The organism is Streptomyces sp. NPDC006923 (assembly GCF_040635655.1).
GTDB lineage: Bacteria > Actinomycetota > Actinomycetes > Streptomycetales > Streptomycetaceae > Streptomyces.
The window spans coordinates 156,491-179,657 of record NZ_JBEYIF010000002.1 but is presented as its reverse complement, the minus strand read 5'-3'; the positions used below and the strand labels follow the sequence as shown (position 1 = coordinate 179,657).

22 protein-coding genes and 1 pseudogene are annotated in these 23,167 nt (G+C 71.9%); 15 read left to right on the top strand and 8 right to left on the bottom strand.

The annotated features are described in order from the left end of the window. The first annotated feature begins 54 nt into the window (after nt 1–54). Genes ABZ707_RS04175 through ABZ707_RS04160 form a run of 4 tightly spaced genes read left to right on the top strand, consistent with a single transcriptional unit; the run spans nt 55 to nt 6,252 of the window. Nucleotides 55–849: an alpha/beta fold hydrolase gene (locus tag ABZ707_RS04175; protein ID WP_360167417.1), complete on the top strand. Its 795-nt coding sequence runs from the start codon at nt 55–57 to the stop codon at nt 847–849. After that, nucleotides 846–5,003, top strand: coding sequence for an amino acid adenylation domain-containing protein (locus ABZ707_RS04170; protein WP_360167414.1), 4,158 nt, complete (start codon nt 846–848; stop codon nt 5,001–5,003). Before ABZ707_RS04175 ends, ABZ707_RS04170 begins: the two co-directional genes overlap by 4 nt. Further along, nucleotides 5,000–6,016, top strand: a complete 1,017-nt coding sequence (locus tag ABZ707_RS04165; RefSeq protein ID WP_360167412.1) for a beta-ketoacyl-ACP synthase III — start codon at nt 5,000–5,002, stop codon at nt 6,014–6,016. The genes ABZ707_RS04170 and ABZ707_RS04165 overlap by 4 nt, the downstream gene beginning before the upstream one ends. Then, on the top strand, nt 6,013–6,252 hold the full coding sequence (locus tag ABZ707_RS04160; RefSeq protein ID WP_360167409.1) for an acyl carrier protein: 240 nt from the start codon (nt 6,013–6,015) through the stop codon (nt 6,250–6,252). Before ABZ707_RS04165 ends, ABZ707_RS04160 begins: the two co-directional genes overlap by 4 nt. A 48-nt stretch (nt 6,253–6,300) precedes the next feature. On the opposite strand, the gene ABZ707_RS04155 is transcribed toward ABZ707_RS04160, so the two are convergent. From ABZ707_RS04155 to ABZ707_RS04145, 3 genes are all read right to left on the bottom strand, one after another. Then, on the bottom strand, nt 6,301–7,008 hold the full coding sequence (locus tag ABZ707_RS04155; RefSeq protein ID WP_360167406.1) for a 4'-phosphopantetheinyl transferase superfamily protein: 708 nt from the start codon (nt 7,006–7,008) through the stop codon (nt 6,301–6,303). Then, on the bottom strand, nt 7,001–7,696 hold the full coding sequence (locus ABZ707_RS04150) for a LysR family transcriptional regulator (RefSeq protein ID WP_360167403.1): 696 nt from the start codon (nt 7,694–7,696) through the stop codon (nt 7,001–7,003). Before ABZ707_RS04150 ends, ABZ707_RS04155 begins: the two co-directional genes overlap by 8 nt. 71 nt (nt 7,697–7,767) lie before the next feature. Continuing rightward, nucleotides 7,768–7,938: a hypothetical protein gene (locus ABZ707_RS04145; RefSeq protein WP_360167400.1), complete on the bottom strand. Its 171-nt coding sequence runs from the start codon at nt 7,936–7,938 to the stop codon at nt 7,768–7,770. A gap of 281 nt (nt 7,939–8,219) precedes the next feature. On the opposite strand from ABZ707_RS04145, the gene ABZ707_RS04140 reads away from it, so the two are divergent. From ABZ707_RS04140 to ABZ707_RS04100, 9 genes are all read left to right on the top strand, one after another. After that, nucleotides 8,220–8,456: a ferredoxin gene (locus ABZ707_RS04140; protein WP_360167397.1), complete on the top strand. Its 237-nt coding sequence runs from the start codon at nt 8,220–8,222 to the stop codon at nt 8,454–8,456. A gap of 174 nt (nt 8,457–8,630) precedes the next feature. Beyond that, nucleotides 8,631–9,503: an alpha/beta hydrolase gene (locus tag ABZ707_RS04135; RefSeq protein WP_360167394.1), complete on the top strand. Its 873-nt coding sequence runs from the start codon at nt 8,631–8,633 to the stop codon at nt 9,501–9,503. Nucleotides 9,504–9,549: 46 nt separating this feature from the next. After that, the gene (locus ABZ707_RS04130) at nt 9,550–10,947 is read left to right on the top strand and encodes a DHA2 family efflux MFS transporter permease subunit (protein ID WP_360167391.1); all 1,398 of its coding nucleotides are present in this window, start codon (nt 9,550–9,552) and stop codon (nt 10,945–10,947) included. A gap of 147 nt (nt 10,948–11,094) precedes the next feature. Next, nucleotides 11,095–11,391, top strand: a complete 297-nt coding sequence (locus ABZ707_RS04125) for a hypothetical protein (protein ID WP_360167388.1) — start codon at nt 11,095–11,097, stop codon at nt 11,389–11,391. After that, nucleotides 11,388–12,335 (top strand): ferritin-like domain-containing protein, encoded by a 948-nt coding sequence (locus tag ABZ707_RS04120; protein WP_360167385.1) that lies wholly within the window; start codon nt 11,388–11,390, stop codon nt 12,333–12,335. The genes ABZ707_RS04125 and ABZ707_RS04120 overlap by 4 nt, the downstream gene beginning before the upstream one ends. After that, nucleotides 12,311–12,796, top strand: a complete 486-nt coding sequence (locus ABZ707_RS04115; RefSeq protein WP_360167382.1) for a 4'-phosphopantetheinyl transferase superfamily protein — start codon at nt 12,311–12,313, stop codon at nt 12,794–12,796. The genes ABZ707_RS04120 and ABZ707_RS04115 overlap by 25 nt, the downstream gene beginning before the upstream one ends. Then, nucleotides 12,750–13,181: an acyl-CoA thioesterase gene (locus ABZ707_RS04110; RefSeq protein ID WP_360167379.1), complete on the top strand. Its 432-nt coding sequence runs from the start codon at nt 12,750–12,752 to the stop codon at nt 13,179–13,181. The genes ABZ707_RS04115 and ABZ707_RS04110 overlap by 47 nt, the downstream gene beginning before the upstream one ends. 28 nt (nt 13,182–13,209) lie before the next feature. Next, a complete protein-coding gene (locus ABZ707_RS04105) occupies nt 13,210–14,124 on the top strand; it encodes an alpha/beta fold hydrolase (RefSeq protein WP_360167376.1) in 915 nt (304 codons plus the stop codon). 7 nt (nt 14,125–14,131) lie between these two features. Then, nucleotides 14,132–15,760: an AMP-binding protein gene (locus ABZ707_RS04100; RefSeq protein WP_360167373.1), complete on the top strand. Its 1,629-nt coding sequence runs from the start codon at nt 14,132–14,134 to the stop codon at nt 15,758–15,760. Nucleotides 15,761–15,931: 171 nt separating this feature from the next. Here the strand turns inward: ABZ707_RS04100 and ABZ707_RS04095 are convergent, their stop codons facing one another. Continuing rightward, nucleotides 15,932–16,531 (bottom strand): TetR/AcrR family transcriptional regulator, encoded by a 600-nt coding sequence (locus tag ABZ707_RS04095; RefSeq protein ID WP_360167370.1) that lies wholly within the window; start codon nt 16,529–16,531, stop codon nt 15,932–15,934. A gap of 230 nt (nt 16,532–16,761) precedes the next feature. On the opposite strand from ABZ707_RS04095, the gene ABZ707_RS04090 reads away from it, so the two are divergent. Continuing rightward, entirely contained in the window at nt 16,762–19,053 is a 2,292-nt protein-coding gene (locus tag ABZ707_RS04090; RefSeq protein ID WP_360167367.1) for a glycoside hydrolase family 3 N-terminal domain-containing protein, read from the top strand. Between the two features lie 98 nt (nt 19,054–19,151). Here the strand turns inward: ABZ707_RS04090 and ABZ707_RS04085 are convergent, their stop codons facing one another. The 3 genes and pseudogenes from ABZ707_RS04085 to ABZ707_RS04075 form a co-directional block, all read right to left on the bottom strand. Continuing rightward, a complete protein-coding gene (locus ABZ707_RS04085) occupies nt 19,152–19,301 on the bottom strand; it encodes a GMC oxidoreductase (RefSeq protein ID WP_360167364.1) in 150 nt (49 codons plus the stop codon). A gap of 133 nt (nt 19,302–19,434) precedes the next feature. Next, nucleotides 19,435–19,563, bottom strand: a pseudogene (locus tag ABZ707_RS04080) (NAD(P)-binding protein); the annotation flags it as partial. Between the two features lie 78 nt (nt 19,564–19,641). Next, nucleotides 19,642–21,081: an aldehyde dehydrogenase gene (locus tag ABZ707_RS04075; RefSeq protein ID WP_360167361.1), complete on the bottom strand. Its 1,440-nt coding sequence runs from the start codon at nt 21,079–21,081 to the stop codon at nt 19,642–19,644. 362 nt (nt 21,082–21,443) lie between these two features. Between ABZ707_RS04075 and ABZ707_RS04070 the strand changes: the two genes are divergently transcribed. Beyond that, a complete protein-coding gene (locus ABZ707_RS04070) occupies nt 21,444–22,055 on the top strand; it encodes a TetR/AcrR family transcriptional regulator (RefSeq protein ID WP_360167358.1) in 612 nt (203 codons plus the stop codon). 44 nt (nt 22,056–22,099) lie between these two features. On the opposite strand, the gene ABZ707_RS04065 is transcribed toward ABZ707_RS04070, so the two are convergent. Next, entirely contained in the window at nt 22,100–23,128 is a 1,029-nt protein-coding gene (locus tag ABZ707_RS04065) for an LLM class flavin-dependent oxidoreductase (RefSeq protein WP_360167355.1), read from the bottom strand. Nucleotides 23,129–23,167: the final 39 nt, after the last annotated feature.

The following is a 23,167-nucleotide window of genomic DNA, read 5'->3' as shown; positions in this document are numbered from 1 at the left end:
GCCGGGCGCGGACGGTGACGGGAACGACCAGGACGGCGACAGGAAGCGACGGCAGTGACGACAGCGACGCACGACCCCCAGGTGTGGCTTCCGTACGGGCCGCCGCGCCGGACGGCGGGGCTCCGGCTCTTCTGCTTCCCGCACGCGGGCGCCGGAGCCGCCGCCTTCCGCGACTGGCGCGGCGGCCTCGGGCGGGACATCGACGTCCTGCCCGTGCAACTGCCCGGTCGCGGTACCCGTCTCGGCGAACCGCCGCACCAGGACATGGCGGCGCTCGTGGGGGACACCGCGCGGGCGCTCCGCCCCTGGCTGGACGAGGCGCCGTACGCCTTCCTCGGCCACAGCATGGGCGCTCTGCTCGCCTACGAAATGGCCCGCCACCTGCGGGACACCCGGGCGCCGAACGGACCGGTCCAACTGATCGTCTCCGGGCACCGCGCCCCCCATCTGCGCTGGCCCGGATACACCGGCGACACCGTGTCCGAGCAGGAGGCCGCCGGCATGCTCAGACTCCTCGAAGGCCCGGGCGCCGACGAGCCGGACCTGGCGTTGGCGGTACGCCCCGTCCTGCGCGCCGACCTGAATCTGTGCGCCCGCTACCGGCACCTGCCCCGTACCCCGCTGGACATCCCCGTCACCGCGCTGGGCGGCACGGACGACCCGCTCGTGCCGCAGCGGACCCTGACGGCGTGGAGCACTCACACCACCGGGCCGTTCCACAGCGCGGTGCTGCCCGGGGGCCACTTCTACCTGTTCGAGCTGCAGCACGTCGTCTGCGGCATCCTCCAGAGCCGACTGCGGCCCCAGGCGGCCTCCCTCCGGCAGCCGACGGGAGAAGACACCCGATGAACGCTGTTGACCTGCTCGGCGAACTCGCCGCCCGTGGGGTCGACCTCCGTGCCGAGGGCGACCGGCTGCGCTGCCTGGCCCCGGAAGGCGCGCTGACCGACCGGCTGCGCGAGCGCATCACCGCGAACAAGCAGGACCTGCTGGCGCTGCTGCGGGAGGGCGACACGGACCGGCTGGTGCCCGATCCGGCCCATGCCCATGAGCCGTTCCCGCTCGGCGACATCCAGCAGGCCTACTGGATCGGACGCGGCAACGGCTTCGACGTCGGGGTCGCCGCCCACTCCTACGCCGAGTACGACCGGGACGAGGCCCTGGACCCGGCCCGCCTGGAACGGGCCTGGTCGCTGCTGCTGCGCAGACACCCGATGCTCCGGGCGGTGGTCGACGAGGACGGGCGCCAGCGGGTCCTCCCGGAGGCACCGGCCCACTCCCTGCCGGTGCACGACCTGCGCGGGCTGCCCGCACCGGAGAGCGGCCGGCGCCTCGCCGCCGTCCGGCAGCGGCTCTCCCACCGCGCCGAGGCCCCCGGTAGCTGGCCGCCGTTCAAGATCGAGCTGTCCCTGCTGGACGGCCGCTGCCGCACCCACCTCAGCGGCGACCTGGTGGCCGCCGACGCGTGGAGCTGGCAGATCCTGGCGCGGGACCTCGGCGCCTGCTATCAGGACCCGGACGCCGAACTGCCGCCGCTCCAGGCCACGTTCCGCGACTACGTCCTGGCCGGGCGGCGGCAGCCCGTACCGGCGGCCGACCTCGCGTACTGGCGCGAGAAGGCGGCCACCCTGCCCCCGCCCCCGGAACTGCCCCTGGCCGGCGGCCACACGGCGACCGACCGGCCGAGGTTCACCCGGCTCACCGGGGCGCTGCCGCCCGCCGTGTGGGAACGGCTCAGAAAACGCGGCGCGCGGGAGAATCTCACGCCGTCCACCGTCCTGCTCGCCGCCTACTCGGTGGTCATCGCCGAGTGGAGCAAGAACCGCAGGTTCTGCCTCAACCAGACCCTCTTCGACCGGCGTCCGCTGCACCCCGGAATCGGTGACGTCGTGGGGGACTTCACCAACTTCACCCTGCTCGACGTGGACTGCGGCAGCGGCCTGCCCTTCGCGGACCACGCCAGGGCCCTGCGCGACCAGCTCTTCGAGCACCTGACGCACAGTTCGGTCAGCGGCGTGCGGATCCTGCGCGAGGCCACCCGGCAGCGGGGCGGACACGAACCCGCCTCGGCCCCGGTCGTCTTCACCAGCATCCTCAGCAGCCGGGGCCAGGCCATGGACGCGTTCGCCTGGCTCGGACGGCAGGTCCACGGCGTCAGCCAGACCCCCCAGGTCCGGCTCGATCAGCAGCTCTACGAGGAGGACGGCGCCCTCGTCATCACCTGGGACCTGGTCGAGGGACTCTTCGCGGACCAGGTGCCCGAGTCGATGTTCGACGCCTACCAGGGCCTGCTGGACCGGCTGGCCCGGGACGACGAGCCCTGGCGCTCGGCCAGGCCGGTCAGCCTCGCGCCCGCGGTGCGCGCCGCCCGCGACCGGTACAACGCCACCGGCGACCCGTACGAAGGCCACACCCTGCACGGGCTGTTCAGCGCGGCGGCCGCCGCCGCACCGGACGCGCCCGCCGTCATCACCGGGGAACGCGTGCTGACCTACCGCGACGTGGACGACCGCTCCCGCGCCGTCGCCCGCCTCCTGCGGGAGCGCGGGGTGCGGCCCGGGGACCTGGTCGGCGTGGCGACGGAGAAGGGGTGGGAGCAGGTCGTCGCGGTACTGGCCGTCCTGCGCGCGGGCGCCGCCTACCTCCCCCTCGACCCGCACTGGCCGGCCGCCCGACGGGACGGCCTGCTGGCCGACGCGGGCGTGCGCCACCTCCTCATCCAGCCCTGGACCGAGGGACCGTGGCCGGCCGGCCTGGACGTCGCGGTGATCGAGGAGGAGGCCCCCGAGGGCTCCGGCACGCCGTACGAGGACCACCCGCACAACCCCGAAGACCTCGCGTACACCATTTTCACCTCCGGCTCCACCGGCCGGCCCAAGGGCGTGGCGATCACGCACCACGCCGCGGCCAACACCGTCCTCGATGTCAACCAGCGCTTCGGGGTGACACGCGGCGACCGCGTGCTCGGGGTCTCCGCCCTCACCTTCGACCTGTCGGTGTGGGACGTCTTCGGGACCCTGGCCGCCGGCGGTGCCCTCGTCCTGCCCGGCCCCGAGGCCCGGCGCGACCCGCTGGCCTGGGCCGAACTGATGGAACGCCATGGCGTCACCGTCTGGAACTCCGCGCCCGCCCTTCTGCGCCTGCTCACCGACGCCCTCGGCGAGCGCCGCCTGAGAACCCCCCTGCGGCTGGTCCTGCTCAGTGGCGACTGGATCCCGGTGACCCTGCCGGACCGGGTCCGTACCCTCGCCCCCGGCGCCCGGGTGGTGGCACTCGGCGGAGCCACGGAGGGGGCGATCTGGTCCATTCACCACAGGGTCGACAAGGTCGACGCCGAGTGGCACAGCATCCCGTACGGAGCCCCGCTGCGCGGCCAGCGCGTGTATGTGCTGGACGAGCGGCTCGACGAGCGCCCGGACTGGGTGGTGGGCGAGATCTGTATCGGCGGCGCGGGGCTGGCCACCGGGTATCTGGGCGCCCCCGAACAGACCGCGAGGTCGTTCGTCGTCCGTCCCTCCACCGGGGAGAGGATCTACCGGACGGGAGACCTGGGGCGGTTCCGGCCCGAGGGCTGGATCGAGTTCCTGGGCCGCGAGGACCAGCAGGTCAAGCTGAACGGCCACCGCATCGAACTGGAGGAGATCGAGAGCGCGTTGCTCGGCCATCCGGCCGTGACCGCCGCCGCCGTCACGGTCCGGGGGGACGGGCACCGCCGCCATCTCGCCGCCTACGCGGTGCCGCGTGCGGGCGGGGACTCCGCAGCCGCGGACGAGGAGGAGCTGCTGGCCCATCTCGCCGCCCGGCTGCCTGAGGTGATGGTGCCGCGGACCCTCGCGTTCGTCTCCGCGCTTCCCCTCACCGCCAACGGCAAGATCGACCGGGCCCGGCTGGCCGCCGAACGGCCGACCGCCGTGTCCGCGGGCCGCACGAGGGAGACAAACGCGACGGACGCGACGGACGCGACGGACCCGATGGACCCGCCGGACCCGCCGGACCCGACGGACACGGAAGGCTCGGTGCTGGCCGGCGTCATGGCGACGGCGACCCGGGTGCTCGATCTGGACCTCCCCGACCCGGACATGTCCCTGCTGGCGGCGGGCGCCGACTCCCTGGGCCTGGTGCGGCTCGCGCTCGCGCTGGGTGAGGAGTTCGGCCGACGGCCGCCGGTGGAGGAGCTGTTCCGCCTGGGCAGCCCCCGGGCCATCGCCACCTGGTGCGCGCGCCGGCAGGCACCCGGTGGGGAGGCGGAGGACGGGCCCGCGTCCGCCGGTGCCTTCACGGTGCTCACCGACCCCGCGGCGCGCTCCCTGCACACGGCCTCCCGGCCCGCGCTCCGGCCCGGCGGCGCCGGCGCGCTGCCCCTGCCGGACGTGCCGGTGCGGGAGACACCGTCCGCGAAGCGGCGCACCGCCCGCCGCTTCGCACCGGACGCGGTGCCGGCCGGGGCGCTCGCCGGGCTCCTCGGCGCGCTGCGGCAGTCGGCCGGGGACGACGGGGTACGAGCCCGTTACCCGTCGGCCGGCGCCGTGCACTCCGTACAGACGTATGTCGAGATCCGCCCGGGACGGGTCGCGGGGATCCCGGGCGGCACCTACTACTACCACCCCGGCGACCACGCGCTGCTCCCCACGGGAAGCGGCGGCGGCCTGCCGGACGGGGCGCACTGGCCCGCCAACAGGGCCACCGCCGGCACGGCGGCGTTCTCGCTGCACCTGGTCATGGACCGGGCGGCGCTCGAACCGCTGTACGGCGAGCAGGCCCGTGACCTCGCCCTCATCGAGGCGGGCTGTCAGACCCAACTGCTCGCCACCGTGGCACCGGCGCACGGTCTGGGCCTGTGCCCGGTGGCCGGCGCCGCGCAGGACGAGGTGCGGACGCTGTTCGCACTCGGCGATGCCCGCCATGCCGTCTTCTGTCTGCTCGGCGGGGCCCTGCCCCGGCCCGGCGGCCCGGACGGCAGCCACACGGCACCAGGAGACGACCGGAAACGAGGAGGACAATGACCGCCGCAGTACTGAGCGGACTCGGGGGATGGCTGCCACCGCGCGTCGTCACCAACGAGCAGGTGGGCCGGGAACTCGGCGTCACCGAAGAATGGATCCGCAGCCGGACCGGTATCCGGCAGCGGCATGTCTGCGACCCCGGCACCGCCACCTCCGACCTCGCGGTGGAGGCCGGCGCCCGGGCGCTCCGCTCGGCGGGCGTCGCCGCGACGGACGCTGTCGTACTGGCCACCGCCACCCCCGACCACCAGATACCGGGCACCGCCCCCGCAGTCGCCGCCCGGCTGGGCATGACCGGGGCGATCGCCTTCGACGTCAACGCGGTGTGTACGGGCTTCGTCTACGCACTGGCCACCGGCGCCGCGCTCATCCGCGGCGGGCTCGCCGCGAGCGTGCTGGTGATCGGCGCCGACACGTTCTCGACGGTGGTGGACCCGGCCGACCAGGTCGTGCGCCCGCTCTTCGGCGACGGTGCCGGAGCGGTCGTCCTGCGGGCCGGCGCCCCCGAGGAGCAGGGCGCCCTGAACGCCTTCGACCTGGGCAGTGACGGGCTCCGGGAAGACCTCATCATCGTCCCGGGCGGCGGTTCGCGGCAGCGCTCCGGGGGAGTGGCCACCGACCCCGCCGACTCCTACATGACCATGCGGGGCCGTGAGGTCTTCCGCAACGCCGTGCACCACATGGCCGATTCGTCCCGGACGGTCCTGGCCCAGGCCGGCCGGGACGTGGCGACGGTGGACCGCGTCGTCGGGCACCAGGCCAACATCCGCATCCTGCGGGCCGTGGCCGGCCGGCTCGATCTGCCCGAGGACCGCCTGGTCAGCAATATCGACCGGGTGGGCAACACCTCAGCCGCCTCCATCCCGCTGGCACTCGCCGACGGGGTGGCCGCCGGCACGGTGACGGAGGGCGCGACCGTCCTGCTCACCGCTTTCGGGGCCGGACTCACCTGGGGTTCGGCCGTACTCGAATGGCCCAAGATCCTGCTGAACGAGGGAGAGAAGGCACCGTGAGCACCAACATCGAGCGCGTGCAGAAGGTACTGGCCCAGCTCTGCGAGCTGCCGCCGCAGGGAATCGGCGCGGAGACCTCTCTCGCCTCACTCGACCTGGATTCGCTGACCATGATGGAGATCGGTTTCGGGCTGGAGCGGGAGTTCCGGGCCACGGTCGACGACGAGGCGCTGGCCGACGTGGAAACGGTCGGCGACCTGGTCCGGATGGTCGAGTCCTGCCCGTCGCCCAACTGACGGGCCCACAGCGCGCCTGGCCGGGTCACTCCCGTCCCGGCCAGGCGTTCACCCGGGGCCGGCGGCCGGCACGGCCACGGCCGTGACGACGAGTCCGTCCCCGACGGCCCAGCGGCCGTCGAAACCGGTCAGGCACCGGCCGCCGAGCACCGCCCGCTCGCCCAGCAGACGGGCATGGAAGGTGCCGTGCGTGCCGGTGCCTGCCGCCGGGCGCAGGTCGACGTCGGCGTGCTCGAAACCCAGCCAGCGGGACGTCAACGGGAACCACGCCTTGTAGACGGATTCCTTCGCGGAGAAGAGGACCTTGTCCCATGGGACGTGAGGAACGCGGGCCGACAGGGCGCGCACCGAGAGGAGTTCACGGTCACCGGAGCAGATGTGCTCCAGCAGTCCGGGGCGCAGCGGGACCGCCGGCTCGGCGTCGATGCCGACCGTGAGCAGATCACGGGACAGGGCGACGGCGGCGCCCCGGAACCCGTCGCAGTGCGTCATGCTGCCCACCACCCCGCCCGGCCACCGGGGAGCGCCCTTCGGGCCGGGCGGCAGTGGAGCGGGGGCCTCGCCGAGCGCGAGGAGCGCGGTGCGGGCACAGGCCCGCACCGCGGCGAACTCGCGTGCCCGGCGGGGCCGGAACCCCGCCGCCGCCCGCCTCTCCTCCGGATGGAGGGCGCCGAGGTCGGCCGCGTCGCGGTGGCCGGTGGTCTCGGCGGTACGGCAGGGGGAGGGCAGCAGCCGTGCGAGGAGACCGTCAGCCACCGGTGCGAGCGGGGGCGAGGGCCTGGGCGAGCGAGACCAGACGGTCGACCTCGGCCGGACTGGCCCACTCCGGCCAGCTGAGACGCATCCGGTGGGAGCCGTGGTCCGCACCGTGGCGCGCGGCCGGTCGGATCGTGATGTCCGCGCTGCCCAGGCCGTGCAGGTCGAAGTCGTTGTCGGCCGGACAGATCCCCAGGACCGCCCGGCCGTCCCGCAGGGCGTGCCGGTGCTCCTCCGGGCTGTGCCGGACGATGTTCACCGTCGTCCGGAAGAGCTGCTCCTTGAGAGCGGCACAGAACTCCTCGACGAACGTGCCGAGATCGACGGAAGGATGCGGGACATGGCTGAGCACCAGGGGTGTCCGGCTGCCCGCCCGGCGACGCGTGGCGTCGGTGGTCTCGTCCAGTGCCCGCACGGCCGCGCGTGCCCCTCTCAGGAACTCCCGGCCGGCCGGTGTCAGCCAGACGCTGCGGTTGGTGCGGCGCAGCAGGGGTGTGGCGACCTCCTTCTCCAGACGCACGATCTGCTGGCTGAGCGCGGGCTGGCTGATGTGCAGGCGCTGGGCCGCGCGGCCGAAGTGCAGTTCCTCGGCCAGGCAGATGAAGGAGCGCAAGCGGCTCAGACCGAGGTCCGCGGCCCGCTGCTCCCCGGCCGGTGTTCTCTCTCGTACTGTCTCCGCGATCGACATATGGACCCCCCGTATGTGGTGATGAAAGCGTCGTGGCCTGCGGCGAATGCGAACCGGCTCCATAAACGGAATCAGTTGTTCGGAGAATCGAGTTCCGTGTCGATCTTCCGGTCGAGTTCGCTTTTGAAGCCGCCGTTCGGCCCCGACGCGTACGCGCCCAAGCGGATTCGGTGGAAACGCTCGACGCCGCTCTGGACGTCGTCCTCCTCCGATTCCCCGCCGGTTGCTGCGATCCGCCCCACGAATCGGAACACTGACACCACCCCCTGTAGTGTGCGAACGTTCGTGCTAATAATGTTCTTCGCGCCTCTTGGCGTCAAGGCATTGCCGTCGGCGTCCGATTCGGGTCGTTTCCGGTCGTGGTTCGAGGGTGGCGCCCAAAGGGTGATCCTAGCCGGGCGGCGCCTCGGCGGGGGGCGGGTGCGCCGACCTCGGGGTGTCGGCCGGTGAAACTCGCCAGTAGCGATCAAGTGTTTTTCCCGGGGCGAGGTCCCGGGCAATCCATAAGTGAAGTCAGGGGGAAATGATGCCGGACAACTGGCGTTTGACGGTGGACCGTTCGCGCTGTGTGGGATCGACGATCTGTGTTTCCACTGCTCCGGGCGAGTTCGCGCTCGAAAGCGATGGTCAGTCCCGGGCCGAGCGCGCGGTGCTGCCGGCGGACGAGCGGGTGATGCGTGCCGCCGAACTCTGTCCGCTGGAGGCGATCTCCGTCGAGGTCGACGCGACCGGCGAGCGGCTGTTCCCGGTGGACGACTGAAGGCGGCGCCCCGCGCGGCCCCCGGGCCGCCTCGGCCGGGGCGAGGGGTGGACTCCGCGCTTCCGGTGTGCGCCTTCGCCACCGGTCCTGTACGGGTCCTCCGGGACCTAAAAGAGTGCGAACGATCGTGCTACTATCCTCATCTTTGTGATGCGGCTCCAGGGAGGCCAGACGATGGACCCGACCGTTGCAGTGCTGAGTACGGTCCTGAACTCCACGGCGAGGGTTGCCCCGGGGCTCGCGGGGAAGGGCGCCTTCGCGCTCTTCCGGCGGCCTCTCGGCCGGGCCAAAATCCGGTCCGTGGACGGGCCGGTGGCCCAGCGGGCCGAGCGGGGGCGGCTCACCGTGGCCGGCAAGAGCGTGACCACCTACCACTGGGGGGACGGGCCCCGGCCGGTACTCCTCGCGCACGGATGGGGGTCGCGTGCCCTGCGCTTCGGGGCCCTCGTCTCCGCGCTGCGCGACCGCGGCCACAGTGTGATCGCCTTCGACGCGCCCGGACACGGCGACTCCGGCGGTAAGAGCACCACGATCCTGGAGTACCGCGACATCATCCGTGAACTGCAGGACAGACACGGTGTGTTCGGCGCGATGGTGGGGTACTCCTTCGGCTCGCTGTCCTCCTTCTTCGCCGTACGGGAAGGCGTCAAGACGGAGGCCCTGGTCGGCATCGCCGGTGTCAGCCGCTTCGACCACCTGGTGTCCGGCTTCATCGGGGAACTCGGCCTGCGCGCACGCCTGGAGACCGAACTGCGCGCGCGTGTGGAAAAGGAACTCTTCCCGCACGAACCCGACATCTGGCGCCGCTTCGCGGTCCCGCTCGCCCCGGAGGAGATCGCCGTGGAGCGGATCCTGCTCGTCCACGACGAGGACGACCGCAGGGCGCGGATCCATCAGGCCCACGAGACGGCCGAGGCGTACGGGACCCGCGCCGAACTCTTCCTCACCCAGGGCCTCGGGCACCACCGCGTCATCACCGCCCCGGAGGTCGTCGCCCGTGTGGCCGACTTCCTCGACGAGCCGCGCGGCCCGTCCTCCGCGTCCTGACGCGGCACTCCTTCTCCCGGCAACCTCTCATGGAAGTGGTAACCCGATGACAACAGTCCCGGCCCGGCCCGGAGCCGTCCCGCAGGAGGAAGGAGGGTCGGCCCACGCGGGCGCGGCGCTGCTCCTCGCCTCGGGGGCCACCTTCCTCGCCCTGCTGGACGCCACGGTCGTCAACGTCGCCTTCCCGGACCTGCACAGCAGCTTCCCCGACGTCTCCGTGTCCCGGCTCAGCTGGGTCATCACCGCCTACGCCGTGGTCTTCGCGGGGCTGCTCGCCGCCGCGGGACGGCTCGCGGACGTGGTGGGCCGCAGGCGCCTGTTCCTCATCTCGGTGCTCGGCTTCACCGCCACCTCGCTCGCGGCGGGGGCGGCTCCGAGCGCCGCCTGGCTGATCGCCGCCCGCGCCGTACAGGGTGCCACCGCGGCGGGCATGATCCCGGCCGCCCTCGGGCTGCTGCTGGCCCACACCCCGCCGGCCAGGCGGGCCGCCGCCCTGGGTGCCTGGGGAGCCGCGGGCGGTATCGCCGCGGCCGTCGGGCCGAGCCTGGGCGGTCTGCTCGTGGACAGCTGGAACTGGCGCGGCATCTTCCTCATCAACGTGCCGCTCGGGCTCCTCATCGGCTACGGCACCTCCCGGCTGACCGCGGACAAGCCCTCGGGCAAGCGGCTTCCGGATCTGCTCGGCATGGTGGCGATGGTGCTGGCCATCGGCGGCCCGGTCACCGCGCTGAGCCAGGGCGCCGACTGGGGCTGGACCAGCCCGGAGGTGCTTCTGCTGTTCGCGGCGGGTGTCGTCTTCGGTGCGGTGGTGGCCCTGCGCTCCCGCCGGCACCCGGCCCCCGCGTTCGAGACCGACCTGTGGCGCAGTCCGGTGTTCACGGCCGCCAATGTCACCTCCGCGCTGTTCGGCGCGGCCATGTACGCGTGGCTGCTGGCCTGCCCCCTCTTCCTGGCGTCCATCTGGCACTACTCGGTCCTCAAGTCCGGTCTGGGCGTGACCCCGGGGGCCTTCCTCGCCGCGGTCGGCGCGGTGATCGTCGGCCGCCGGATGCCGGTCGAACAGCAGTGGAAGGCCGTTGTGTTCGGTGGCGTACTCGCGGGGGCGTCGTTCGCCGTCATGGGGCTGACCCTCGACAGCTCGCCCTCCTACGCGGCGCTCTGGCTGCCGCCCGGCCTGCTGGGCGGGCTGGGCATCGGCTGTGTCCTCACCGGTCTCTCCTCCATCGCCTCCGCCGCACTGCCCGCCGACCGCTTCGCCGCGGGCAGCGGAATGCTGATGACGTCCCGTCAGGTCGGCGGTGCGGTGGGGGTCGCCGGGCTGGCGGTGATCCTGGAGTCCGAGGGACTGGGATCGCCGGACGGCTTCCTCACCGGCTTCCTGTGGTGCGGTGTGACGGCCGTACTCGCCGGTGTCAGCGCGGTGGCGATGCGGCGCCGCGACTGACGGGGACAGACCGAGGCCCGGCCCCGCGACCGCCGGCACCGACGCGGGCCCGGGCCTGTCCGGTTTTCGGCGTCCGGGCCGGGCGATAAACAAAACGAATTATTGTGGACGGCTTTTCCCGTCGAGTTGACTGTAGGCTTTCGAACCATGAAAACGTCTGAACTGGATTATTATATCCGCCGGAAATTCTCCGAGCATGCCGAACTTCCCGAGGAGGAACTCTTCGCCTCCGGGGTGACCTTGGCCGATGTGGTCAGCAGAAGCCCGCGCATGACCAACAGCATTGACCTGATGGAGTCGTTCGCCCGGACCGCGAATTCTCTGCGTAAGGACCACGGAATTCGGGTGCGCCTGCCCGCGCTCCCGCTCGACACGCCGATATCGAATGTGGTGGCCCTTTTCCTTGAGGAATGCGAGCGGCAGCAGCGGGAGGCCGTGACATGAGCACCGGCCTGACGGACACCGCACCCTCCGGCGCCCGGCGCCCCGGCGCCTCCGAGAAGCAGCCCGCCATCATCACCGACCTCTACGACGCGCTGACTGTGCGGGGCATGTCGCTCGTCGATGTCACCTGGGAACAGCACCGGCTCCACGAGTCCCGCCGCTGGAGCGTCGTCGACATGCTGGCGGCGGTCGACCTGGACCGGCTCACCCCGCGTGACCGCGTCCTCGTCTGGAACGCCGGCCGGGCCGAACTCACGACCAAGCCGGGCGCGGACCGGCTGGAGCGGCAGGCCGAGGCCGAGTGCCGCCGCTGGGGCGCCAAGAACCCCGCGGTGGCGGCCGTGATGGAGGCCTGCGGCACCTGGAGCAGGTACTGGAACGAGGAGGAGGCGCACCACGAGACCGTCTTCATCCGGCTGGCCGAGGCCACCGGGATGGAGCCGATCTCCGACGAGACCTTCATCCAGTTCCGCCAGGTGTTCCCCGACGACGACATGCTGCGCACCCTGGTGCTGCTGGCGATCTCGGAGATCACCGCCGCCGTCAACTACGGCCAGTGCCAGCATGTCGTCGAGGACGGCGGGCTGCGCCGCATCTTCAAGCAGGTCGCCGCCGACGAGATCCAGCACCGCAACTACTTCGTGTCGTTCGCGAAGGCTCTGGTGGACAGCGGCGAGTACCACGCCAAGGACGCCTTCGCCGTGGCGCACCTGTTCCTCCGCGAGGACGGGGAACTCCAGGGAAGCGCTCGCGAACAGCGCGAGAGCCGCGGTACGCACGTGAACTGGTGGGACCATCTGGACACGAGCGACAGCGATTTCCGGCCGGAGGCGATCGAGAAGAAGGAACAGCTCATCTGCGGTGCGCTGAAGAAGATCACCGGAATCGCCGTGAACTCCCGTGAAGAGGTCGAGGACACGTGGATGGATCTTCTCGACAGCTGATCGGTCTGGGGCACGATTTCCAGTCGGTCGACGAACTGCGGAACGCCGTTGCTCTCCGTACGCCCGGTGTCTTCTTCACCTCCGCCGAAATCCGCCGCTTCGCGTCCGCGGTGAATCCGTCCGAAAGCATGGCGGCGGGTTTCGCGGCGAAGGAGGCGCTTTTCAAGGCCCTGCCGGCGGCGCGGATTCCCTGGTTCTGGACGGATGCGGAACTGGTCCACGACCGCCACGGCGCGCCGCTGTTCCGTGCCCACGGATCGCTGGCGGACCACCTGGCCCGCCGGCGGATGAGGGTGAACGTCTCCCTCTCGCACAGCGGCGGATACGTGTCCTCCGTGGTCCTTGTCACCGGCGGCCGGGCGGCCGGGCACGGGCTCCACTCGACGCTCACCCGGACGGGACGGACGGTACTGCGTGTTCTTCGACGAATCGCGACTCGATCTGCCGGTGCGGCCCGATGACCTGGACGCGCTCGGCCACGTCAACAACGCCGTCGTGCTCGCGTACCTGGAGGCGGGCAGGCGCCACTGGCTGGAGAGCCGGGGCGCCGTCGACGCCGCCGGGGCCGTGGCGGTGGTGTCCCGTGCCGAGGTCGACTACCTGGCGGAGATCGCGTACGGGGCCGTGGAGGTCCGCACCGTGCTGCACACTCCCTCGGCGGCGGACTTCGACGAGGACGACGTCACCTTCCGGGCCGTGTTCCGGCAGAGCGTGCACCGTCCCGGCGCGCCCGGCCCGGCCGTCGAAGCCCTCGTCACGGTCGCCTTCCTGGACGCCGGGCAGCGCCATCTGATCCCCCTGCAGGACTACCTCTCGGCCGTCCTCACCGACCGAACGGCCCGCTGAAACCGATGAGCTGGACAAGGAGATCGCCATGAGCGCGGCCAGACTGCCGGACGTGACGGAACACTGGGTGCCGACGTCCGACGGCCATGAACTGCACGTGCGACAGGTGCGACCGGACTCCGCGGGGACGGGCGCTCCGGGGGTGCTCCTGCTGCCCGGGCTGTTCTCGGACGCATCGTTCTTTCTCAGCGCGTCGGGCAGGGGACCGGCCATCGGTCTCCTCGCCGAGGGCCATGTCTGCTACCCGGCCTCGCTGCGCGGGCACGGACCCAGTCGCCGCCGGGGCACCGGCGGGCCGCGGGACTGGAACTTCGACACCTACGTCCGCCACGACATCCCCGACCTCGTGCGCGCCGTCGCCGCGCTCCACCCGGGACCGCTGTTCCTCCTCGCCCACAGCATGGCCGGATACGCCGCGCTGGCCGCGCTGGCGGTCGAACCGGACCTGCAGAAGGAGCTCGCCGGGGTCATCACCCTCTCCTCGGCGGTCAACGACTACAGCGACGGCGGGATCGCCAAGCGTGTTCAGGTGACCTTCGCCGCGACGCTCTCCCGGCTGGTCGGCCGCTTCCCCGCGCGGGCGCTGCGCCAGGGGCGCTGCGACGAACCGGCCGGACTGATGCGGCAGTTCGCCGACTGGGCGCCGAGCGGCGCCTTCCGCAGCGCCGACGGACGCACCGACTACTGGAGCGCGCTCGCCGGTGTGACCCTGCCGGTGCTGGTCGGAGTGGGCGCCGCCGACACGTTCCACGCCTCTCCCCGGCGGGCCCGGAAACTGGCCGACCACCTCGGTGGGCGGGCCGAGTTCACCGTCCTGGGGCGCGAGACGGGGCTCAGCTGGGACCCGGGACACGTCGACGTGATCCGCGGCGCGCGGGCCGAGACGGAGGTACTGCCCCGCCTGGTGGCGTGGATGCGCGGTGTCTCCCCGGGCGGGGAGTAGACGGACCATGGTGCTCGAAGCCTTCCACGCCCTCCACCGCCGTTCCCCCGGCCGCGGACTGCATCTGTACGACAGGTTCGACGAGCCGTCCAAGTTCGTCGACTACCGCGAGTTCCCCGAGCGGATCGCCGCGTACGCCGGCTTCTTCCGCGACCAGGGGGTCCGCGAGGGCACGCGGGTGCTGTTCCCCTTCGAGACCTCCGTCGAGACGGTCGTCTCCTTCCTCGGGCTCATGGAGATCGGCGCCGTACCGCTCTCCGTGAAACCGTTCGCCCTGAGCACGCCGCGCCAGGCGTACCAGGAGTTTCTGGAGCGCGTCGCGCGGGACTTCCGCGCGGACAGCGTCCTGCGGGTCCCGAGCCTGGCCCCGATCGATCTGCCGGGCCCCGCTCTCGCGGTGCCGCCCGCGGAGATCCGGGTCCCGGGCGCACGGCTGCGGACCCCCGGGGACGACGAGGTGGCCTTCGTCCAGTTCTCGTCCGGGTCCACGGCGTTCCCCAAGGGAATCCCGATCCGGCACGGCCGGCTCCGGGCGAACCTGGCGATGATCACCCGCACCGACGGCCGCGGACCCGCGGACCGGGTGAGTAGCTGGCTGCCCCTGTACCACGACATGGGACTCGTCGGAGGGATGCTCTCCTGCTTCGCGGTGGGCTGCGACCTGCTGCTGGCGGACCCCTCGACGTTCCTCTTCGACGCCCGGGGCTGGTGGGAGCACATGGCCCGGGAACGGGTCATGGGGACGGTGATCCCCAACTTCGCCGTCGACTACTCGCTCCGGCTGATGCGGAACCTGGAGCCCGACGAGTGCGCCGCCATGGACCTGTCAGGACTGCGCGCGATCTACCTCGGCAGCGAGCCCATCAACCTGCCACACCTTTACGCGTTCACCGAGCTGATGGCGCCCTCGGGGCTGCGGCAGACCGCGTTCATGCCGTGCTACGGCATGGCCGAGGCCGTCCTGCTGGTCTCCAGCCGCCTGCCCGGCAGCGGCATCAGGACCGTGGCGTCCCCCGCGGGCGTCCCAGCCGTCTCCGTGGGCCGGCCGATGCCGGAGTTCACCGTCCGTGTCCGGGACGAGAACGGGCACGTCTGCGCGGAGAACGAACTGGGGCAGATCGAGCTGGCCGGCGGCAGCCTGGCCCCCAGCTACTTCGACCGGTCCCGGCCGCTCGCGGCCCAGGACGGTTTCTACGCCACCGGCGACATCGGCTTCCTCGACGGCGGCGAGCTGTTCGTCACCGGTCGCGACGGCGACCGCATCAAGGTCAACGGACAGAGTCTCTTCGCCGTCGACTTCGAACAAGCCGTGGAGACCTTGCCGTTTGTCCGATCGGGCCGCACCGTCGTCGCCCAGCGCGACGGGCGCATCCTCGTCCTCGCCGAAGCCGACCGGACCGCGCGGCAAGACGTCGAGGGCACCCGCAGCCAGGTGGTCGAGCGCCTGGTCCGTGCCTTCGGAGTGGCGGTACGGCCCCAGGACGTGCACCTCCTGCGCTCCGGACAACTGCCCCGCACCAGCAGTGGCAAGCTGCGCCGGCACGACGCCGTGACGGCGTTCCGGCAGGGGCCCGGCGGCCAGGTGCCGCTCGCCCCGGCGGACGAGGACAAGGAGCAGGGCCGCACCCCCTGCTGAGCCCGCCGGCCGGGCGGCCGCGCCCCCCCCGGGGGGGGGGGGGGCCCCCCCGGGGGGGGCGCGGGGGGGGCGGGGCGGCGCGCGGGGGCAGCCCCCCCAGGGCGCCGCGCCGCCCCCCCTGCGCCCCCCGCCGGCCGGCGGGCCGCCCCCCCACGGGGTGCGGCCGGCCGCTCAGAGCGGGACGGTGAGCTGTGACTGGACGTGCGCGTGCAGCACACCCGCCATGTCCGTCGCGCAGTCACTGAGAAGCCACTGCACCTGGAGTCCGTCCATCAGGGCGATCAGTTGCTGGGCCGCCGCGCCCGGATCGATGCCGGCGCGCAACGCGCCCTCGTCGCGGGCCTGTTGGTAGGCGCTTCTGGCGTCCGCGACCGAGGCCAGGTACCGCCGTACGAAATACGCGTGGGCGGGATGGTCGGCGGCGGTCGCCTCCGCCGCGAGGACCGAGAAGAGCTCCACGATGCCGCGCCGCGTGGCGTTCAGCGCGGCCAGATCGACCAGGCGCCGCAGCCGGCCGACGCCGGCCGGATCACCCAGCGAAAGCCATGCCTCGTCCATCTCGTCCCGGTGCTCCAGCACCGCGAGCAGCAGTGATTCCTTGGTCGGGAAGTGATGCAGCAGTCCGGGGTGCGAGAGGCCGCAGCGGGTCGCGATCGTACGGAGCGACGCGCCCCGGTAGCCGGCCTCGCCGAACATCGACATGGCCTGGCCGAGGATCTCGCTCCGCTTCGCGCGGCCTTTCGCGTAGCCGCGCCGTGCTTCGACGGACATCGCGTCACACTCCCGGTTCTGTCGGTCGGGGTCACCACCGCACGCACCCGCGATCACCCGCGTACAGACAAACATACCTACCACGTGGTCGGCATTGGGCGTACGGTATGCCGTGGAGCGGTTCCCGCCGGCGGAGCCGCGCAGGGGAGCGCTCCACGTCCGACAGCACCACCGCGCCACCCGATCCACGTGCCCCGCCGAACGTCACCGACGTTGTGAAAGGAACCCCTGTGGGCCCCTTCCCGCCCTACCGCGACCCCTCGCTGCCCGTGGCAGAGCGGGTCAGCGACCTTCTCGGCCGTATGACGCTGCCCGAGAAGGTCGGCCAGATGCTCCAGCTCAACGCGAAGGACGGCGTACGGCCCCTCGTCGAGGACTTCCACGCCGGTTCGATCCTGCACGCCGCCCCCGAGCGGGTCCTAGAAGCGGCCGAGCTCACCGAGCGGACCCGCCTGCGCATCCCGCTGCTCGTCGCGGAGGACTGCATCCACGGCCATTCCTTCTGGGAGGGCGCGACGATCTATCCCACCCAGCTCGGCATGGCCGCGACCTGGGATCCCGGACTCGTGGAGCGCATCGCCCGCGCCACGGCCGTCGAGGTCGCGGCGACCGGGGTGCACTGGACGTTCTCCCCGGTGCTCTGCATCACGCGCGACCTGCGCTGGGGCCGGGTGAGCGAGACCTTCGGTGAGGACCCGTTCCTCATCGGTGAGCTGGCCTCGGCGATGGTGCGCGGCTACCAGGGCGAGGGGCTGGACGATCCGACCGCGATCCTGGCCTGTGCCAAGCACTTCGCGGGTTACTCCGAGACCCAGGGCGGCCGGGACGCCAGCGAGGCGGACATCTCGCGGCGCAAGCTCCGCTCCTGGTTCCTGCCTCCCTTCGAGCGTGTGGCCCGCGAGGGCTGCCGTACGTTCATGCTGGGCTACCAGTCGATGGACGGTGTGCCCATCACGGTGAACGACTGGCTGCTCAACGAGGTGCTGCGCGGCGAGTGGGGGTACACCGGCACCCTCGTCACCGACTGGGACAACGTCGGCCGGATGGTGTGGGAGCAGCACATCTTCGCCGACCACGCACAGGCGGCCGCCGCGGCCGTGCACGCGGGCAATGACATGGTGATGACGACACCGCAGTTCTTCGCGGGCGCCCAGGAGGCGGTCGCCCAGGGCACCCTCGACGAGGCGGAGATCGACGCGGCGGTCCGCCGGATCCTCACCCTCAAGTTCGAGCTGGGCCTCTTCGAGAATCCGCGCCGCCCCGACACCGAGCGTCAGGCGCTCGTCATCGGCAGCGCCGAACACGCCGAGCTGAACCTCGAAGCGGCCCGCCGCTCGCTGGTCCTGCTCACCAATGACGGCACCCTGCCGCTCGCCGGCGGCTTCGAGGCCGGCGACGACGGCCGCGCCCTCGCCGGGCCCTCCGCCGCGCCCCGTACCGTCGCCGTCATCGGTCCCAACGCCGACGACGCGCAGAATCAGCTCGGTGACTGGGCCGGTTCCTCGGGCCAGGCCGACTGGCTGCCCGACGGCCACCCGCGCGCCATGATCCGGACCGTGCTCGACGGCTTCCGCGAGCACGTTCCCGCGGACTGGACCGTCACCCACGCGCGGGGCGCCGACATCCTGACCGTGGGCCCCGACCCGGAGGGCGCGTTCTTCCCCGACGGCCAGCCCCGCCCCGAGGTCGTTGTCCCGGCCGAGCCCGACGACGCCCTGATCGCCGAGGCCGTCGCCGCCGCCCGGGACGCCGACTACGCCGTCGCCGTCGTCGGTGACCGCATCGAACTCGTCGGTGAGGGACGGTCGACCGCGACCCTGGAGCTGGTCGGCGGTCAGGTCGCCCTGCTGGACGCCCTCGCCGCGACGGGCACGCCGCTCGTTGTCGTGGTCATCAGCTCCAAGCCCCTTGTGCTGCCGCCCTCCGCGCTTGGCGCGGCGGCGATCGTGCACGCCTTCAACCCGGGGATGACCGGCGGCCGGGCCGTCGCCGAACTGCTGCTGGGCCTGATCGAGCCCACCGGCCGGCTGCCGATCTCCTTCGCCCGGCACGCGGGCCAGCAGCCGACGTACTACAACCAGGTGCGTGGCCAGCACGGCAGCCGCTATGCCGACCTCACGCAGAGCCCCGCCTTCGCCTTCGGGGAAGGTCTGAGCTACACCACGGTCGACTACAGCGACCTGGAGGTGCTCGCCCCTGTGGTCGGGACGGGCGGCACCGTGCGTGCGCGGCTCACCCTCCACAACACCGGCACCCGGCCGGCGCTGGAGACCGTGCAGGTGTACATCAGCGACTCCGTCACCTCGGTGACCTGGGCCGAGAAGGAGCTGAAGACCTACCGGCAGGTGAGCCTCGCTCCCGGCGAGTCGCGGGAGGTCTCCGTCGAGCTGCCGGTCGCGGAGTGCACGATCGTGGACGCCGCCGGGAACCGGCTGGTCGAACCGGGCGACTTCGAACTGCTCGTCGGCCCGTCCTCCCGCGACGAGTCGCTGCTGCGCGCGGGCTTCACCGTGAAGAACTGAGGCACCGCGCCGCTGTCCCCCGCCCAGGGGGACAGCGGCACCGGTGTGAGGGGCCCGGCTCCGGGCGGGAGACAGGGGGTGGTGGCGCGGGGCGGTGGTCAGCTCTGCCGCGCCCGGATGCACGCGGCCGCCCTCTCGGCGATCATGATCGTCGGTGCGTTGGTGTTTGTGCTGGTGACGGTCGGCATGACGGAGACGTCGACAACACGGAGCCGCTCCACCCCGCGCACCCTGAGTTCCGGGTCCACCCAGCGTCTTGCCCCGAGGCCAGGAGAAGGTGCGGCCGGTACGGGTCTGCGCGGACGTCCGGTAATCCCAGTCCACGTCCGACCCGAACAACGTGCCGAAAGCGCCCGGCGCCCGGATGGCCTCGTCGGTGTCGGGGCCGCCCGCTTCGAGCAGGAGCACATGCGCGGACCGGTCGCGGCTCAGACGGTCCGCGAGCACACAGCCGGCGCTGCCGGCACCGACGATGACGTAGTCGAATCCTTCGGTCGCGGTGGAAGTCATGGGGAGCCCGTCGCCGGGCGGCCGACCGTCCCCGTCCGGTTCTCTCCGGCGCGGAGCGATCGGCTGCCGGGTGTTGTGTCAGGGGTGGTAGATCGACTGGAACTGCTGGTAGGCCCCAAGTCCTTCGGGCCCCATTTCCCGGCCGAGTCCGCTGGCCTTTCTGCCGCCGTAGGGGGAGGTGAGGTCGGGCAGATAGCCATTGAGCCCGACGGTGCCGGTCCGGATACGGCGGGCCACCCGGTCACCGTGGTCCGTGTCGGCGGACCAGACGGTGCCGGCGAGCCCGTACGCCGAGTCGTTCGCGAGGCGCACGGCCTCGTCCTCCCCGTCATAGGGCGTGATCGTGAGGACCGGGCCGAAGATCTCTTCCTGTGCGAGGGCGGAGGAGTTGTCGACGTCCGCGAAAACGGTGGGCTCCATGAACCAGCCCCGGTCAAGACCGGCCGGCCTGCCTCCTCCTCCCGTGGTGAGTGTGGCACCTTCGCCGAGCCCCCTGCCGATGAAGCCACGCACCCGCTCTCGTTGCCGGGCGCTGACGAGCGGGCCGATCCGCGTGGCCGGGTCGAGCGCGTCACCCACCACAGCGTCCCTCGCCAGGGCCGTACAGAACTCGACCACTTCGCGGTACCTGCCGCGCGGGGCCAGAATCCTGGTACTGGCGTAACAGGCCTGGCCGTTGTTGAGCAGGCCGGCCATGAAGAACTGCTCACGGTGCGAGGCGAGGTCCGCGTCTTCGAGCACGACCGCGGCCGACTTGCCTCCCAGCTCCAGGGTGACCGGCCGCAGCAACCTCCCGCACTCGGCGGCCACTTCGCGGCCCGCCGCGGTCGATCCGGTGAACGACACCTTGTCGACGCCGGGATGGGCGACCAGATAGGAGCCCACCTCGCGCCCACCGGGCACGATGTTGATCACGCCGTCGGGAAGGCCGGCCGCGTCGACCGCTTCCGCCAACAGCACGGAGTCGAGCACCGTCTCCGGCGCGGGCTTGAGCACAACGGCGCAACCCGCCGCCAGGGCCGGAGCGATCTTGAAGAAGGCGATCGTCTGGGGGAAGTTCCAGGGCACGACGGCGGCCACCACTCCCACGGGTTCGCGGCGGACCAGCGTCTTGCCGCGCGGCAGCCCGGTACGGAGTTCCTCCTCGGGCGTGGTGCCGATCAGATGCGCGTAATAACGCAGCAGGGCCGCCGGGACCGTGCCCTCGAAGAAACCGGAGACGGAGATCGGCATGCCGTTCTGCGCACTGACGGCGTTCGCTGTCACCTCCTTCCTCGTGTCGAGGGCGTCAGCGAGCCGGATCATGGCCGCGGCGCGGCGCCCGGGCTCCCAGGCGGACCAGCCGCCGGGCGCGTCGAACGCGGCACGGGCGGCCCTGACAGCGCGGTCGATGTCGTCCGCGGTGCCCTCAGGAACCACCCCGAGAGGCTCGCCGGTGCTGGCGGAGACAGCAGTGATGACACGGCGGCTGGATGGGGGTATCCAGTGTCCCCCGATGAACAACTGATGCGTATCCATGATGAGTTCTTCTCTCGCGGGTGGTCCCGGACGGGCACGGCACCCCCGGGCATGTCCGGGCGGGGGCGGCGAGGTGCGGGCGGCCACTCAGTGGGGCACACGGGCCGGTACCGGCAAGCACCCTCGCGTAGGCCATTCGCGCGGCCCTCTGGACCGAGCCGCCGCCACCACGAAACCCCTCTCGGCACGGGACGACCTCAGGAGGGGCGCTTATGCAGTTTGCTACCAGATAAGGCCGACTTTACACCTATCTGGGGTCAAATGCTGCCAGATAGGTAAAATGCGTAAGGGAGCCGGATATCTGAGACATCGCATCGCATGGACACCGAGTGGACACAGCGCATCCGGAGAGGTGGCCCGTCATGAGGACCTATGGAGGCATGACGGCGGAGCAGCGCACCTCGCTGCGGCGTCGGCGCCTCATGGAGAGCGCCCTCGAACTCTTCTCCAGCCAGGGGTACGCCCGCACCTCCATCCGCTCGGTGCTCCGCCACGCGGGCCTGAAGGACAGGTACTTCACGGAGAGTTTCTCGTCGCTGGACGACGTCATGGCCGCGCTGGTGAAGGACATCTACGAGGAGCAGGTCACCCGGTGCGCCGAGGCGATCGGAACGGGCCGGACGCGGCACGAGCGGGCTCGCGACATGATCGGCGTACTCGTCGCGATGCCCGTGGCAGACCCGCGAAAGGGGCGGGTCAAACTCGTCGAGTCCCTGGGGGCCGGCCCCTTGACCGCCCAGGAGCGGCGGCGGGGCATGGAGCGCATGACGGGCCTGGTGGCGTCGCTGCTGAGAGAGGGGCCTCTCGACCCCCGGGTCGACACGGCCGCCATGTCCGTGGCCGTTGTCGGCGGGGTCGGTGAGCTGCTGCTGAACTGGGGCAATGGATCCCTGCGCATCTCCGGTGAGGACCTGGCGGACCAGGCGCTGCTTCTCTTCGAAGCCGTGTCAGAACACACCGCCCGGACACCATGAGACCGCTGGAGCGGCCGGGTCCGGCGTCGGTGTGTTCGGCCGTCTTACCCTCCTGTGGCTACGGGCCTGGCCGCGGGCTTCCAGCCCAGGGCGGGTGCGACCTCGGTCGCGATGAGCTCAAGGGCGCGGATCGCGGCGTCGTGGTCGGGTACGGCGGGATTGAACTGGGTGATCAGGTCGGTCGCGACCGGCAGGACCTTCTCCTGCCGGAGCGCTGTGACGATCTCCTCGGGCGGCCCGTAGAAGGAGTGGAAGCGGCGCAGCGCCTCGGCCCTGTCCAGGCCCTTGGGGAAGGCGCCGTTCGCCGCGAAGCGGAGCGCCGCCCGGTGGACGTCGTCGCCGATCTGCCGGAGCGCCGTGTCCTTGTCCTTCGCCGGGAACACGAACCGGGACAGCCCCACCCGCGGGCGGCGCGGCTGGTCCCAGGCGCCGAGGAAGGCGTCCGCCCAGGGGCGCTGCACCTCGTCGGTGGGGGCGTCGAAGCCGTACGCGGCACGGTTGAGCAGGAGGTTCGAGCCGCCGGCCGCGGCGTATCTGGCGCCGTGTCCGCTGAAGACGCCCTGCCAGATCCGGTCGGTGAAGTCACCGGCCGCGGGCTGGATGCGGAAGCCGGGCGTGCGCACTTCCTCGTTCGCCAGGGCCCGTCGCAGCACCTCCAGATTCTCGCTGGTCAGCTCCCGTTTACGGGCGATGTCCCGGCCGAACGCGGCGTACTCCACCTCGCTGGAGCCGCTGCCCACACCGATCTCGACGCGTCCGCCGCTGAGGGTGTCGACGGCCGCGACATCCTCGGCGAGGCGGACAGGGTCCTCCAGGGGGAGGACCGTGATGGCGGTGCCGAGCCGGATCCGGGTGGTCCTGGCGGCGGCGTGGGCGAGGAACGTCCAGGGTGAGGAGAGGCCGCCACCGCCGAGGGAGACATGGTGCTGCGCGACCCAGCCGACGTCGAAGCCGAGTTCGTCGGCGGCCACGAAGAGCTCCTGGGCGTTGCGGTAGGTCCGGGCCATGTCGTCGCCGTGGCCCTGGACATGGGTGAGGAAGCCGAGTCTGAAGCGCGGTGTCCCGGTGGTCATGGTGTGACTGCCTTTCGGGGGTCGGCGCCACGCCGGAGT